The 16013-nt window shown below is 63.7% G+C and carries 10 protein-coding genes; 5 read left to right on the top strand and 5 right to left on the bottom strand.

The window, feature by feature from the left end; translation table 11 throughout:
* The 3 genes from B5F40_RS12575 to B5F40_RS12565 all read right to left on the bottom strand — a co-directional run.
* Positions 1-667: DmsC/YnfH family molybdoenzyme membrane anchor subunit (locus tag B5F40_RS12575; RefSeq protein WP_087194631.1), on the bottom strand; the 667-nt coding region annotated here is incomplete at its 3' end.
* A gap of 1 nt (position 668) precedes the next feature.
* Positions 669-1331 (bottom strand): 4Fe-4S dicluster domain-containing protein, encoded by a 663-nt coding sequence (locus B5F40_RS12570; protein WP_087194630.1) that lies wholly within the window; start codon positions 1329-1331, stop codon positions 669-671.
* A gap of 2 nt (positions 1332-1333) precedes the next feature.
* Positions 1334-4243, bottom strand: coding sequence for a molybdopterin-containing oxidoreductase family protein (locus tag B5F40_RS12565; RefSeq protein ID WP_087194629.1), 2910 nt, complete (start codon positions 4241-4243; stop codon positions 1334-1336).
* A gap of 205 nt (positions 4244-4448) precedes the next feature.
* Here B5F40_RS12565 and B5F40_RS12560 point away from each other — a divergent pair, with 205 nt between their 5' ends.
* The 5 genes from B5F40_RS12560 to B5F40_RS12535 all read left to right on the top strand — a co-directional run bounded on the left by B5F40_RS12560 (position 4449) and on the right by B5F40_RS12535 (position 13241).
* Positions 4449-5420, top strand: a complete 972-nt coding sequence (locus B5F40_RS12560) for a LysR family transcriptional regulator (protein WP_162610978.1) — start codon at positions 4449-4451, stop codon at positions 5418-5420.
* A 267-nt stretch (positions 5421-5687) separates the two neighbouring features.
* Positions 5688-7052 carry a PFL family protein gene (locus B5F40_RS12555; protein WP_087194627.1) on the top strand — a complete coding sequence of 455 codons (1365 nt, stop codon included), beginning with the start codon at positions 5688-5690 and terminating at the stop codon, positions 7050-7052.
* Between the two features lie 657 nt (positions 7053-7709).
* Positions 7710-9557 carry an FAD-binding protein gene (locus tag B5F40_RS12545; RefSeq protein WP_162610977.1) on the top strand — a complete coding sequence of 616 codons (1848 nt, stop codon included), beginning with the start codon at positions 7710-7712 and terminating at the stop codon, positions 9555-9557.
* 337 nt (positions 9558-9894) lie between these two features.
* Positions 9895-11196, top strand: coding sequence for a helix-turn-helix transcriptional regulator (locus tag B5F40_RS12540; RefSeq protein WP_162610976.1), 1302 nt, complete (start codon positions 9895-9897; stop codon positions 11194-11196).
* A 404-nt stretch (positions 11197-11600) separates the two neighbouring features.
* Entirely contained in the window at positions 11601-13241 is a 1641-nt protein-coding gene (locus B5F40_RS12535; protein WP_087194623.1) for an FAD-dependent oxidoreductase, read from the top strand.
* A 119-nt stretch (positions 13242-13360) separates the two neighbouring features.
* Here the strand turns inward: B5F40_RS12535 and B5F40_RS12530 are convergent, their stop codons facing one another.
* Both B5F40_RS12530 and B5F40_RS12525 read right to left on the bottom strand, forming a co-directional pair.
* Positions 13361-14908, bottom strand: coding sequence for a helix-turn-helix transcriptional regulator (locus B5F40_RS12530; RefSeq protein WP_087194622.1), 1548 nt, complete (start codon positions 14906-14908; stop codon positions 13361-13363).
* The gene (locus B5F40_RS12525; RefSeq protein ID WP_087194621.1) at positions 14905-15669 is read right to left on the bottom strand and encodes a TlyA family RNA methyltransferase; all 765 of its coding nucleotides are present in this window, start codon (positions 15667-15669) and stop codon (positions 14905-14907) included. Before B5F40_RS12525 ends, B5F40_RS12530 begins: the two co-directional genes overlap by 4 nt.
* Between the last annotated feature and the right edge of the window lie 344 nt (positions 15670-16013).

Raw genomic sequence — 16013 nt, 5'->3', positions numbered from 1 at the left:
CGGCCCCGGCGTCGGCCATCGCCTTGGTCGGGTGCGTGGGGTCGAAGTAGAAGCCGACCTCGGCGAAGGAGCCGCCGGAGGCCTGCAGGAAGGCCGCGAAGGCGACCGCCGCGAGGGCCGCGAGGGCCGCGCCGACGAGGGCCGGCGGCGCCGCCGGCGCCACGTCGTCGCCGCGCACGGCCATGACGACGGCCATCGTGCACGGCCCCATCACGCAGGCGTTCCCCAGCGCGTAGAGGATCCAGAGCGCGCTGTCCCACGCGGGGCGCGCCGCCATGGTGTAGCTGTGCGCCATCACGGCCACGAGCGCCGCGCACGCCGCGACCGCGACCCAGCACAGCCACCTCGGGACGCTCGCGCCGTCATCGGACTTGCGCATCGCGACCAGGTAGGCGACGGCGACCGCCGCGAGCACGACGACGACGATGAGCTCCTGGGTGATCCCGGAGGTCAAGCGCCCGAACCCGTTGAAGATGCGCTCCCAGTGCTCGAGGTGGAAGAACACCGCGACCCCGCCTACGGCCAGCAGCGCGGCCGACGCGGCCCACGCGGCCGCCTGCGACCTCTTCGCGTGCCCGCCGAGCGCCATCAGCGCCTGCGCCCCGAACAAGCCCGCGCTCCACGCCACGAGCGTGGTGAACGCGATCAAAGGCCACTGCAGCTCCATGCTACTCCCCTCCCTTCCACTCGCGGTTGCGCAGGATGTACGCGAACGACGGCTTGTTGCCCACGTCGGGCAGATGGCGCACATCGGGCTCGTCGAACGGCTGCACCGAATCTCCCAGCCGCACCCGGGAGACCCTGCAGCTTTCGTAGTCAGGGCTCTCCCCGGGTCCGAGCAGCGCAGGGCCCTCCAGATTCTCGATTCCCGCGTCCAGATCGCCAAAGAACCGCGCCCGCGCGCCGCACTGCGACACGCACTGCGGGAGCTCGCCCTGGGCGACCTTCTGCTCGCAGAGGGTGCACTTCTCCACCACGCCCTCCTCCTCGTTCAGATACCGCACGTTGTAGGGGCAGGCCATCGCGCAGAACTGGCAGCCTATGCACTTGGACTTGTCGATCTGCACGGTTCCGTCCTCCAGCTTGTGCGAGGCGCCTGTCGGGCACACCTTCACGCACTCGGGGTCGGCGCAATGCTGGCAACCCACGGGAAGGTAGTACATCTCGACGTTCGGAAAGGACGCGCCTTCGGACCGAGGGTTCGGACCAACCCGCAGCACCTTGACCCAGAACTCTCCCAATTCGGTTCCATTCACGGCCTTGCACGCCACGCTGCATGCAAGGCATCCGACACAGCGGTTCAAGTCGGTGACGATAACCGCTCTCGACATCGCTATTCCCTCCCTTCGTAGTTCGGAACCCACGCATGCAGACGCTCATCCTCGCCGGATGTGATGACCTCCCGTCCGGTTGCAGGGTCGCAGGGCACCGGATTGCCGAACGGTGAATTTTCGGGCGTGGCCTTGTACACCTTCACCGGAAACCCTCGCAGGGTGGTCGCACCGCACAGCGGATCTTGGTCGAATCCGTACACGAGCATGTTGATGTTGCACAGGTCGAAGCCCTTCCCCGGACCCTCCGCCTCGGGGAACCACCAGCCATGGTTCGCGTTGACCGTGCCTTTGCCGATACCATGATACAAGTCGACCACTTGCCGCACTTTGCCGTTCGCGTTCTCGATCCACACCCAATCGCCCTGCTCCAAGCCTAGCTCGGCGGCATCGGCAGGGTTCATCTCAACGCGCGGCACCGGCCACAGCTCGCGGCACCACGGCAGCTGCCGGTGCTCGGTGTGGAAGTACACCGGCGAGCGCGAACCCGTCGTCATGACGAACGGGTACTCTTCGAAATCGTCAGGCGCGGAAACGGGCGTGCGCGGCGGCTCCTCATAGTCGGGCAGGATGTGGCGCGCATCTCCGTACGTCTCGATCACCGTCGACCAGATCTCGGTCAAACCCGTTGGCGTGAAGAACCCGGTGAAGCCGTCGTTGGGACTTGTCCCCATGCCTCCCGTCTGCCGAAGTTTGCCCGTCTCCCAACGTCGATAGCTGTGCCACACGTCGGACAACTCGCGCGCGTCGAACCAGCCATGCTCTTGGAACGACTCCTTGAACTCGGCCCAGGACATCTTCATACCCGTCACGTCGTGGTCAAGCTCCTGCTCAAGGGTGTACCACTGCCTCTCCGGATCGCTATCCCATGGTTTTCCCATGGCCTTGAACAGCTTCAGCGTCAACTCGGTATCCATCCGCGCCTCTCCTGGCGGTTCTACGCACTTCACCGTTGCGCCGATGCCGCCAGACGGTCCCTGACTCATGCGCGGCGAATCCACCTCGAGCCAATGAGCCGCCGGGATGAGCACGTCGGCCATCTCGGTGGTCGGCGTGTGCCACAGATCCGACACCGAGAAGAACTCGAGCCGTTTGAGCGCCTCGTAGGCATGAAGCGAGTTGTCCATGTTGATGAACTGCGCAGCCATGCAGATGCCACCTCGAAGAGGATACGGCTCGCCGGTGATCGCCTGCTCCCACGCCGACGCGCAATCGCACCACATGTCGAACCAGCGGATGACGGGAAACTTGTCGCCTCCGGCCATCTTCTCGTTCGCAGCATAAGGCGAACGCCCCAGAGGATCGCGCATGAGGGAGGTGTCGCCCATCGGGCCGGCCGGGCTGTTGTTGAACCCGAGCATGCGGGTGGGCCCGCGGTTGCCGCCGGGAACGTCAGTGTTGTTCGTGATGGCAGAAAGCACCGCGAGCGCGCGCTCGGTCTGTATGGCGTTGCCTATCTGGTCGGTTGCAAGCTGGTAATGGATGCCCCCGTTTCCGTAGCTGCTGCCAGGATCGATAGGGGTCGCCCACGCCAGGCACGCCTCCTCGATCAGCCCCGCGTCAACGCCGGTGATCTCGGCCGCCCGTTCGGGCGTGTACTGCGCGCACACCTCGGCGAAGCGGTCCCACACCGGACGGGCCTTCACCGTGCGCCCATCCTTCAGCACAACGTCGAACTCCCCGAACAGGGCGGGATCTTTGTCAGGATCGAACCGGCTCTCGTCAGGCAGAAACGCCGTGCTCACGCGCGGATTGGCATCGGGTACCTCGTGCCCTTCGGTCTGGGGCTTTCCGCTCTCCCCCTCCCACGCATGGACCTCATTGTCCCAGAACGTCAGATGCCCTGACGGATCGTTGCCATGCAGCGGATGGGCGTCATCGGTGCCGGCAAGGTTGTCCCACACCATGAAGCGCAAGTGGCTGCCCCCTTCTTTGAGATCGCTCTCCTTCAGCAGGCGCGTTTTGAGATCGGTGCCGCCGCGACCGTCCTTTGCGAAGCCGCCCGAAGGCTCCATGTCGTCAACCACCAGACACGCCCCGTTCGTCCAGCGTTTCACGAAATGCGCGTTGTACAGATCGCGCTCGATGACGATGTTCGTCCACGCCATGGCAAGCGCCCCGTCGGTGCCCACGCGGATGGGCAACCAATAGTCGGCCTCCTTGCCCAACGGGGTCATGCGCGGATCGACAACGATGTGAACCTCGGCGCCTTCGGCGAGCGAGGACACGGTGCGGCACGTGCTGTCGTAGTTCGAGTACTCGCATGCGGTGCCCCATTGCACGTACACCTTCGCCTTGCCGGTGGCCTCGTACCAGAACATACCGAAGTCGTTGACGAGCGCCGTCGCGAAGGCGCGCGGCCCCTTGCATATCTGCAAGGCCTGGATGGAATTCGGAGTCTCGAGCAACGTGTTCAAGCTGGAATAACACGCGCATTGCACCCATACGCGGCTGGTGCCTCCCATCGTGAACAGCGCCTCTCCGCCGTACTTGTCCTTGATGGACTGGAAGTTCTCGGCAAGCAAATCGAGCGCCTCGTCCCAGCTGATGCGCTCCCAACCGGGATCTTCGCCCTTCGGCCGCGTGCGTCGCATCGGATAGCGCAGCCGATCAGGATGATAAGCCGCCTGCATGGACGACTGCGATTTCGAGCAGCAGTTCCCCTCGCTTTGAAACGCGCTCTCGTCCCCCTCGATGCGAATCACCCGACCGTCCCGCACGGTCACCCACACGCCGCATTCCATCTTGCCGCATGCGCGACAGCATGACCGCACGCGCTTGACCTCGCCCCGGGGCTCCTCGGACGCATGCGCCAACGCGCCATCATGCGGCGCATGCGCCGACACCGTGCACGCCGCCGCAGCGGTGATCATCGCCTTGGCGAACGTCCGACGTGTCAAGGTCTTGTTCATGCATTCCCCCTTTCGTCAGTTTGCAGCACCGCCATTTTCAACCAGAAAAGGGGAAACGCATTTTGCCGTATCCGCAACGATGTTTCCGCATTGGAAAGATGAGATCACGCACGCCGTGGCTCGTTCGGCAGCGCCTATACTGTTGGAAGACGAACCTTTGACCAAAGGGTCGATCAGCACGGAGAGGGTCAGGGGAAACGCAGATATGAGGGAGAACAACGTTAAAATCAGTCATTTGGAGGAGTTCGCCACGCTTGCCACGACGCTGAGCTATTCGCAGACGGCGAAACGTCGCTACCTTTCGACATCGGCGCTGAGCAAGCACATCGCCTCCCTCGAGCGCTACGTCGGCGAGACGCTGTTCGCGCGCGATACGCACTCCGTGGCGCTCACGACCGCTGGCAAGGCGTTCTACGAGGGGATTCAACCAATCCTCGACGACTACGAGCGCTTTCTCGCCGACTTCAAAAAAACCTGCTGGACAGAGGGCGACCACCTGCTGGTACGGCTCTCCATCCGACCGCCGTACCTGGTGCGCGCCTTCGCCGATCTGGGAGCGCCTGATCGGCTCCCATTTCGCGTGTCGTACGCGTCGAGCTTCGAAAACCAGCATGCGCACTTCCTGGAAGTAACATCCGAAGGCCTGGTCATCCTGTACGACTCCGGCCGAATCGACCGCGAGCGCTTCGACGTCGCACGCTTGGCGGAAGTACCGCTCGTCGCTCTTCTGCCCATCACGCATCCTCTGGCTCAGAAAGACGTGCTCTCCTTCGACCGCGACCTCAATCAGCAGACGCTCGTGAAGCTGCACAGCCGTTTTTTCTCGCCAGGATGGGACGCCATCGAAACGCTGCTCGCCCGACACGGAGTCGAGGCCCGCAGCACTTCGTCATTTGCATCGTCGTCGTTCGACCTCGCCATTCTCAACGGCTTCGACGACATCCTGCTGGTGCCGGAAAGCCCCACCGCACCGTTCACGCTCCCGGCAGGAGGACGACATAAGCTGCTGCGATTCAAAGAGCGCCGCTGCTTCGACGTCGTGGGCGTATGGAGCAAGACCATGGCCGACAGCGCCTCCGCACGAACCTACGTATCCCTGCTCAAGGAAACCATCGCCCGCCTCACCCCGCAGTTTGCCTGTCAAGAAGCGCAACCTCCGACGCCGAACCGAGACTGACCGAACCGACGCGAGGCGCAGAACAGCTGACACCGCTACGAGGCGGGGCTCGCCCCCCCCCCCGTACCGTCGTGCAATGCGTCCGCCGTCGAACCCGCCCCTGCACCACCGCGCGGCGAGTTCCCCGTCGAGGCCCACCCGCGCCCCGACCTGATCGCCCGTCGGGAGAAACGCCGGAAATGGCCGAACCGGACGCCCGACACGCGAGTCGTTTGCTAGACTGGTACGATACGCATCCCGAGGCCATACGAGAGAAAGACGGGCATCATGCAGATCACGCCGGCAGAGATCGCCGAAACGCTTGCCATGGTGAGCAAGCAGCACCTCGATATCCGCACCATCACGCTGGGGCTGAACCTGCGAGGTTGCACGGACGCCGACATCGACGTCATGGCGCGCAAGGTGTACGACCGCATGACGAGCGCCGCCGAGCGCCTCGTGCCCACGGCCGAGCAGCTCGAGCGCGAGTTCGGCATCCCCATCGTGAACAAGCGCATCTCCGTCACGCCCATCGCCGAGATCTGCGCCGCCACCGACGCGACCGACCTCACGCCCATCGCGCAGGCCATGGATCGCGCGGGGAAAGAGTTGGGCGTCGACTTCGTGGGTGGCTTCTCCGCGCTCGTGCACAAAGGCGCGTCCGCAGCAGACGTCAAGCTCATGGATTCCATCCCGCACGCGCTCTCCGTCACCGACAACGTGTGCTCGAGCGTGAACGTGGGCTCTACGCGCGCGGGCATCAACATGGACGCCGTGCTCAAGATGGCCGGCATCGTGAAGGCCACGGCCGAGGCCACGGCCGACCGCCAGTGCATCGGCGCGGGCAAGCTCGTGGTGTTTTGCAACGCCGTGGAGGACAACCCCTTCATGGCCGGCGCGTTCCACGGCTCGGGCGAGGCCGATGCCGTGGTGAACGTGGGCGTGTCGGGCCCCGGCGTGGTGCGCGCCGTGCTGGCCGACCTGCCGAAGGACGCCGACCTCACGAGCGTGGCCGAGGCCATCAAGGCCGTCGCGTTCAAGATCACGCGCGCCGGCGAGCTCATGGCGCGCGAAGCCTCGCGTCGCCTGGGCGCGCAGCAGGGCATCCTCGACCTGTCGCTGGCTCCGACGCCGGCCGAAGGCGATTCGGTGGCCGAGATCCTCGAGGCCATCGGCGTGGGCACCTGCGGCGGTCCCGGCACCACGGCGGCGCTCGCCATGCTCAACGACGCGGTGAAGAAGGGCGGCGTCATGGCGTCGTCGTCGGTGGGCGGCCTGTCCGGCGCGTTCATCCCCGTGTCCGAGGACGCCGGCATGATCCGGGCGGCCGAAGCAGGCGCGCTTTCGCTCGAAAAGCTGGAGGCCATGACCTGCGTGTGCTCGGTGGGCTTGGACATGATCGCCATCCCCGGCGACACATCCGTGGAGGCCATCTGCGGAATCATCGCCGACGAATGCGCCATCGGCATGATCAACAACAAGACCACCGCCGTGCGCGTGATTCCCGCCATCGGCAAGACCGTAGGCGACCGGCTGGAGTTCGGCGGCCTTCTGGGCTATGCCCCGGTCATGCCCGTGAACAGCCATGCCGGCACCACTTTCGCCCACCGCGGCGGCCGCATGCCCGCCCCGTTGAACTCGCTGAAGAACTAACGCGCGCCCAGTCTGAACGCCTGCTGTGAGAGCTGCCGCACGGCGGCTCTCACAGCGGCTCGCACCCCATGGCGAAGCGCTCGCAAGGTTGCATCCGACGAAAGGATCTTCAGGCTGCGGCTTTGCCTCCGATTACGTCGCGGAAGACGGAGCAGCCATACGTCAAGCGACCGCAATGCCGACCCTGGCAAAGCACGGCTTGCTCGAAGCCACATCGCATGCCGACGCGAAAAGCAGAGGCCCCTCCGGCTCGCCCCTGCCGCCTTCCACAACGCTTTCCGCCTCGCCTCGCGCCCCGCCTCTTCGCCACACGTGGCGGCGTTTCGAAAAGATGCCCTTGCCCCACTGCGCGAACGCCGTGAAACGGCACAGGACAAGGCTCACAAGGAAAGATGGCGTTATCCCAAACGCAGCTTATGAACTTGATATGACAGCGCGATCTAGCGCAATGCGCAAAATGCACCTCATGCTTCCAACCAACCGACATCATTCCTCAGGGGTGATCTCGTCAGCCCTACCAGCAAAAAGGGAATTCACCCCTGAGGAATGATGTGCCTACGCCATCGCCATCGCATCATGCGTTTCGATCTTGGCAGCGTCGACTGTCGCACAGAGACGCACAGGAGGGCCAAGATGGGGAACGAAAGGATCACGATCATGAAGAGAAACACGAACAATGAAGGCAAGGAGAGCCATAGCCTCTCGCGTCGCACTTTCCTTGCGGGTGCAGCCGTCACCGGCTTAGCCGCAGCCGGAGCGTTAACCGGATGCGCACCAAAAACAGCTAGCGAAAAAAGCGCTTCCGGCGAAAGCGGCTCTACCGCACCTGAGCATCGCTGGCAAAGCCAAGCGGCGGCTGACTGGCGCACTCCGCCCGAGCCAATCGACGAGGGAGAGATCGCCGACGGCGGCACCTTCGATATCGTCGTAGTGGGCGGCGGCCAATCGGGCACGTGGACAGCGCGCTCGGCAACCATGAACGGAGCGAGCGTCTGCGTCGTAGAAGCGCAGCCCGAGGACAGCTTCTTCTACATCGGCGGCGAGGTGGCCGTTGCAAATAGCGAATGGGCGCTTGAACGCGGTGCCGATCACATTGACAAGATTGAGTTCATGACGGGCTGGCTTGTTCGAAACGCCAACCGCACAAACCAACGCCTCATTCGCAATTTCGTCGATTACTCCGGCCAAATCATGGATTGGAGTATCTCCGAAATCGACGAAGTCGATCCCGATTTTTACCACAACACTGATCGGACGAACATTTATTCGGCCGAAGCTGACGACCGGATGGTCATGGATCCCTCAGGTTACAAATTCTACCGCTCCACCATTATGCACCGCCCCATCACCGGCGGTGGTTCCGATTGGGAGTGGGGCTCCGTTGTCATGACGCATCATCGCGAGAAGGCCATCGAAGAAGGCGCAGAGTGGCATTTCAATACGTACGCCGAGTACCTTGAGAAAGACGACTCCGGACGCGTGATAGCAGTTGTTGCCCGCAATCAAGACGACGACAGCTATGTGCGCTATACAGGCACGCGCGGTGTAGTGCTAACCGCTGGCGACTTCCAAGCAAACGAAGATATGCTCCGCGACCTCAACGACGAGTATCGCCATCTGGCTGAAAACTACGGCGACATCGAGTTGGCCACCTCCGGCGGCATGGGCGTCAAAGACGGCATGGGCATTAAGCTAGGCGTGTGGGCAGGCGGCCATGTAGAAGCCGGGCCGCGCACGGGAATGAACACGGGACAATCGGGTCCGTGGGAAACGGCGCCGTGGGGTCCAGGCTTCATGCTACTTAATCAGCGGGGCCTGCGTTTCTGCAACGAATGCGCAGGTGGCACCGAAGGCTCGGGCTATCAGTCTAGCCGCCAGCCGAAAGGCGTCATCATCTCGGTGGCTGACGCGAACTACCTCGACACCGTCGCTTGCATGCCTCCGGCGCACGGCTCCATCAACCTTACATCAAAGGTGACTTTCCACGGCATCGATCCGTTAAAAGAAAAGATGGCCGCGCTTGACCCCTCGTCAGACGAACCGAGCGAAGATGGAGTATACTGCGCCAACACCTTCGAAGAGCTGCTCGACAAAATCGGATGCTACAACGAAGAGCAGAAGGCCAACGCCTTGCAGGAATGGGAGAAATGGAACCAGTACGCTGAAGCCGGTCTTGACGAGGACTTCGCCATGGACGCGCGCATCATGAAGCCACTCACCACGCCGCCGTTCTACGCGATCACGGGCAACGCCGAGGACATCTACGTCGGCCTCTGCCAAACGACCGGCCTCGACACCGACTTCAACGGCTGCGTGCTCGACTCCGACCTATTTCCTATCCCCGGCCTGTACGCGGCCGGCAACAACTCGGGCAACCGCTACATTGTGAATTACTGCACGCCCATAAGCGGCATGAGTTTAGGGCTGTGCATGACCGAAGGTATGCTGCTGGGCAAGCGCCTGGCCACCACCGAGCCTGAGGATATCGAACAAAAGAAGGCTTAGGACAACAGAGATCCCTCCATCCCACCGATCCGCCACCCCTTCCTTGAACGCCCGGGCGCGCCCCCTCCCCGCGCCCGGGCAATCGAGCGCGATCCGGAAGGATCGTGCTTTCGTCGAAGAGAAGACTCTCAAAGAAGCCATATTCGCATGTTCGCGCACTATTAGCCTCGTTTTTGCCCGCACGGCCCCTTGCGACGTTTGACTATAATGGAAGTTCCGAGAAGCGGCAAACGAGGAGGGACGTTTGATGCGCACGCCAGAGATAACCAGAGCATCGAAAACCGCAGCATCGTGGCCGTACCTCGGAAGGGGCCTGCACTTAGCAGCCCTCTTGCTCATGCTATCGCCCACGCCGTCACTCGGAGCAGGCTTTTCTAACGCCAGCGCTCTTGTGGGCGCGCGCTTCGCGTTTTTCTGCGCCTTCGCCGTATCAGCCCTCTTCACCACCGCACTGTGGAAGAGGCTTTCACCCGCACGCATGCATTCCGGCGCTGTCGTAGCCGCCATGATCGTCCAAATCATCGGCGGTCTTGGCTATCCGCTCACCGTCGCAGGCGTCCTGCCCCAACAGTTTCTTGCCATCGACCTGGTGCTATCGGCGCTCGTACTGCCCATCATCGATCTCGCTTGGGGCGAAGCGTACGCTCAGCTTCCTATGCGCTCCATTATCGCCCGCACCGCCGGTTCACTTGCCTTGGCCGTCGCCGTACTCGTGCTCGTCCAGGTGCTGCCCGACACGTTGTCAGCCTCACTTATGAAGCTGCTGCCACTCGGATCAGTCTTGCTCATCATCATACTGCGCAGCTCGCCCTCTTTTCAGCCCCACGAGCCGCCCGGCTGCGAGCTGCGCACTATGCAGCCGTCATGGAAGCTGCTTGCCGGTATTTGCTGCGTAATGGCGGCCGGCGCTATCCTGCCAGGTTCGGCTGAGACGGGCGGGTTCATCTCGTGGTGGTCCATCATCGTCGGCAACACGTTGGCCGCGATGCTCATCTTAGCGCTGCTTGCATCAGGGCGACAAGGCGACTTTCAGAAAGCGCTTGTGATGTTTGCAGGCATCATGACCGTATGTTACGCATTGTCGGGACTGCTCATAGGAGCCGATTCGGGCGCGTCATCCGAGCCGTACAAAATCGCTCAGCACTGCATCATCCTGGCTACGCAGCAGTGCCTGTCTATCGCACTATGGTTCATCCTGCTCGACATCGCGCAAAAGACTCACACCAGCCCGTTCCTCGCATGCGGGCTCGGTTTGATCGCTACAGAAGCAGGACGCACCGCTGGCACAGGCATCGGCATGTTCGCACCGCTCGACCCGGCAGCATTGTCCATTCTCGCGTTACTCGTCCTCGTTCCCGGTATGTACTTCTTCGCTACAAGCGAGCGTCCAAAGGAAGTGATCGTCAATGCCGAGGATGTGCTGCAGCGTCGGCTCGCCCGCATCGCCAAAACAGCTGGTCTTACGGCACGTGAGTGCGAAATCCTTAAGCTGTGGGTGACGGGGCATCGCCTTGATTACGTAGCTGAATCACTGTTCATCTCGAAAAACACAGTGAAAACGCATCTACGGCATATCTATCAGAAAACGCAGACCTCCAACAAAGAAGAGCTGCTCGTGCTATTCGAGCGGCAAACGTAGGCCGCGGAAAGCGCGACGCCGCAGCGCTGCCTCGCTCGAGGTTTCCACCGTATCCAAAACCTTTGCCGCATCGCAGCACCTACCCCCGGCCATCCTGAGTGCCGCGCTCCAGGGAGGGAAACCGACAAGGGCGAAACCCGGACCGCCGCCCCTCGCGCAGCGCCAATTCGGACGCTCTACCAGATCGCAATGCGCGCCGATCGCTGCCCCCGCATTTTGCGGGGGCACGCCCACCCGTTGCCAAAACGCTGCACTTAGGGGGTGCCGTCCCATCGACGTCCCAGGTAGCATGCTGTTCGTCCGATGCGCGGCCCCTCGTCACCCAACGGACGGCGAGAAGGACGAACAAACAAGCGCGGACTGGAAGGCTGCCAAGCAGCACCGCAAAGACAGGGAGGACCACCATGAGAGAAAGCACTCCGTTCGAGCAGAGCAGGCGCACGTTTCTGAAAACAGCAGGCGTGGCGCTTGCCGGAGCGGCCGGCCTCGGCATCGTCGGATGCGCGCCGAAGGGAACCGCGGACGAGGGCGCGAAGAGCACCGCCGCAGGCGCCGACACGAAATGGGACGAGGAGTTCGACATCATCGTCGTCGGCGCGGGATGCGCAGGGCAAGCGGCCGCCATCACCGTCGCGCTCGAAGGCGACGGAGCCACCTGCCTTTTGGCCGAGAAGGGCACCATGCCGGGCGGCAACAGCCCGTATTGCAAGGGCACCATTGTCTACGCCGAGGACGAGGATGCGTTCAACCAGTACATGCTCGAAATGCGCGGCGAGGAGGGCACCACGCCCGACGACGTGATTGCCGCATACGCCAAAGGAGCGGTCGAGAACTACCCATGGGTGTTCGAGACGCTCGGCGCATCGCTTGAGGAGGCGTCCATCGTAGCGCCCTCCACAAAGGACGACCCACTGGCCACCGCACCCGAATGGCCCGAGTTCGAGCACTGCTACGCGCTTGGCAAACTGACCGTCGCCGGCAACAAGGACGTCGAGATCAAGGGCGACACGCACATCACGAAGCTTCTCGACCGCGTGATCTCCGACCATGCCGACACCATCGAATATCGCACGGACGCGCCCATGACCGAGCTCGTCCAAGATCCGTCCACCAAGCGCATCCTCGGCGCGGTCATCGACGGCAAGAACGTCAAGGCGAACCGCGGCGTCATCATGTGCACGGGCGGTTTCGAGGCGAACCCCACCATGCGCCAAGACTTCATCGGCCAAGGCGGCGCGGAGCCAGCCGTCAACAAGCTGAACACGGGCGACGGCCACAAAGCCTGCATGAAGGTGGGCGCGGACTTCTGGCACATGGAGCACGTGGCGGGCTTTTGGATGGCAGGCCGCGACCTCGAGAACACGAAGTTCACGAACAACCAGATCATCTCGCCCTGCCCCAAACAGTTCGGCATCACCGTGGGCGTGAACGGCCGCCGCTACTACATGGACTGGGACGGCTACAGCAACAAGTCCGACATCGAGTACATGGACGATCCGTCGCTTGCCGTCGGCAGCCGCCACGGACACATGCAGATCGGCGGCGAATGGCCGCATCTCGCACAGCCGCGCAAGGCGTGGTTCGTGTTCGACCAAGCCGGCCTCGAGGCAGGCGCCATCCCCGCCGAAACCACGAGCGACCCCGTGGCCGACAAGCTGGCCTATTCCGCCAACACCATCGAGGAGCTGGCCGCCCAGATGGGCGTGCCGGCCGACGAGCTGAAGACCACGGTTGACCAGTGGAACGAATGCTGCGCCAACGGCAAGGACATCTTCTTCCATCGCCCGGCCAGCACGCTCACGCCCGTTGCGACTCCGCCGTTCTACGCGCAGATGTGCATCCCGTCGTTCCTCAACACCGACGGCGGACCTGTGCGCAACGCCCAAGGCGCGATCCTCGATCCCGACGGCAACCCCATCCCCGGCCTGTACTCGGCCGGCGAGTTCGGCTCCATTTGGAGCGGGGTCTACCAGGGCGGCGGCAACGTTGCCGAGTGCCTCATCTTCGGCCGCATATCGGCCCGTAGCGCCCTCGCGAACGCCTAGCGCGACTTCCTGTTGACAATCCCCTCCCTCCCGCGCGCCCGCCTGCCCAGCAGGTGGGCGCGACGCGTTTCGCCGCAAGACGTCGCAGGCGAAACCCGCAAAACACGCAGGTGAAACCTCTAGAGCGCTTTCACGAAGTCGATGAGGTCTTGCTTGGAGTGAACGTCGAGCTTCTGATAGATGTTCTTCACGTAGCTGCGCACCGTGTTGTCGGACAGCACAAGCGCGCTCGCGATGTAGGACGAGCTGCGACCCTCCGCCAGGAACATGAGCACCTCGGCCTCGCGGTTCGTCAGCCCGTAGCGCTCGCGCACGAGCGCCTCGCGCGGATCGGACTCGTCTTCCGCCGCCCCGGATCCCGCCGCACGCGCGGCAACCGCCCCCGTCGGCTCCCCAGGATGCCACACATGCTCATCGACGCTGGTCAAGCGCCCCTCGCGCAAAGCCTCCTCCGTCTGCCGCCGGAAGCGGCAGCGTCCGCACACCTCGGCGAACAGCGGTCGCACCCGCGGAATCGAATCGGTCAGCAAGAATCCCACGCTCACCGCAAGCAAGCATATCATGACCGCGATGATGAGCATCTGCCACGGGCCCGCACCGTCGCCGCCAAGCTGCCACATGACCAGCCGGCCGCTCTCGCGAAAGAACAGATGCAGGAACCAGAAGAACCCGAGCACGAGATACGACGGCAGCGCGCGATGGCGCGCGACGTCGTAGGAGACGAACCACAGAAAGCCCACCTGGAACAGATTGGTGACGGCGATGAGGGTCGCCCCCACCTCGCCGGCCAGCGGATCGAGCGTGGAGAGCAGGATCACGCCCGCCGCGAGCGCTGCCAGCTGCGCCTGCCACAGCACGGCGAACTTGAGCCCGCGCCCCTTCACGAGCGTCCACCACACCACGCCGAGGGCGGCCGCGGTCACGGCAAGATGCTGCGCCAGGTGGAACAGCGGCGACAACTTGATGGACTCGCCGAACGGGAACCCGCGCGACACGCCCAGCACGAAGCTGAACAGGGCGATCCCCACCACCAGACGCACGATGGTGGAGCGGGGCTCGTCTGCGTACACGTCGTCGGGCGGCGGCGCGACCACTCCGCGCCCTTCGCGTGCGTCAAGCGCCTTCTGAGCCTGAAAGAACATGGCGAGCGTCACCATCGGCAACATCATGCTGATGAAAAACGCCGTGCTCTCCTCCACGATGCCGATGAAAATGCCAATGATGGTGGAGAGCGCAAGCGACGAGAACGCGACCAGCAGCGCCTCGCGCAGCCCGAGCCGTATGTAGAACGTGATCCACATCCCCCCTCCCCACGCAAGGCCGACCCCCGAGCATACGGCCGCGACCGGGGTGAAAGGCAGCGAGGGGAACAGCGACTGCACGAAGAACAGCAGGCTCCCCGCCGTCATGAGGGCCGCCGAAACCCACCCGAGCGAGCGCTCGAAGCGCGGCGAGAACGCTTTGCGCACGGCAATCGCGCCGAGCACCACGATGCAAGCGCAACGCGCGAAGTTGATGGCCACCGTGGTGAGCCCGGAATCCACCCAGATGTAGCGCGCGTACAGGATGCACTGGATCCACACGAGCACGAACCCCGTGCCCAGGAACGAGAACGACAAGCCGGGCAGATACGTTTTCGCGAACGCCTCAAACTCTCCCCGGCTCATCCGGCAAGCCCCTCCCCGTCGCACGAGGAGGTTGCACCGCGCACCGCGCGCACGAGGTACTCCACGTTGCCCTCGGGACCGGTGATGGGCGACTCGACCACGCCCGTCGACTCGAAACCAGCGTCTGAAAGCGCCGCGCGCACCTCTTCCACCGTGCGACGGCGCACCGCCGCGTCGCGCACCACCCCGCGCTCCGTCTCGCCGTGACGCGACTCGAACTGCGGCTTCACCAGTCCGATGAACACGGTGCCAGGTCGCGAGAAGCGCGCGAACGTGGACGCGAGCGACGCGAGGCCGATGAAGCTGAGGTCGGCCACGATCACTTCGAACGGCGCGCCCAGATCGGCAGGGTCGGCCAGCCTGATGTTCGTCCGCTCGAACACCTCCACACGCGGGTCTTGCCGCAGCTTCCACGCAAGCTGACCGTACCCCACGTCCACGCAGGACACGTGGGCGGCACCCGCCTGCAGGAGGCAGTCGGTGAAGCCACCGGTTGACGAGCCGATATCCAAGCAACGCGCGCCCCGCACGTCCTGGCCGAACGCATCGAGCGCGCCTTGGAGTTTGCAGCCTCCGCGCGATACGAAGCGCTTGCGACCCTTCACCGCGATGTCGGCATCGACCGGAACGCGCACGGCCGCGCTCGTCGCGTACGCATCGCCCACCTTCACTTCGCGTGCGATCACCGCACGCAGCGCGGCATCCGCATCCGCGCAGTATCCCCGCTCTACAAGGAGCGTGTCGAGTCGTTGTTTCTTCATGCCGACATTATACGCCACCGATCATGCGCGAAGGAGAAGGAGGCCGCTTGTCTAGAGCGAGAACCCAAAGCAGGTCATGGATGCGGAACCTGTTCGCCGAGGGAGGCGCCGAGCAAAGCATGCAGGACGATGAGGGACGAGCCGAAGCGAGAATGCCCGAAAAGGACCGACGCGCGGAGATGCCGACCAAGCGAAACGCAAGGACGGGGGGCATCCCGAGACGAGAGAGCCCCGAGACGGATGCGCGGAAAACGGAGAGCCGGCAGGTCGCAAGCCACCGAAAGAGATCGGGGCGCCGGATCGTCGGAGGAACTCCGGCGCCCCTCGCCCCCCCCTTGCGGCCG

The organism is Gordonibacter sp. An230, assembly GCF_002159915.1.
GTDB lineage: Bacteria > Actinomycetota > Coriobacteriia > Coriobacteriales > Eggerthellaceae > Rubneribacter.
This window is presented reverse-complemented; position numbering and strand designations above follow the sequence as displayed.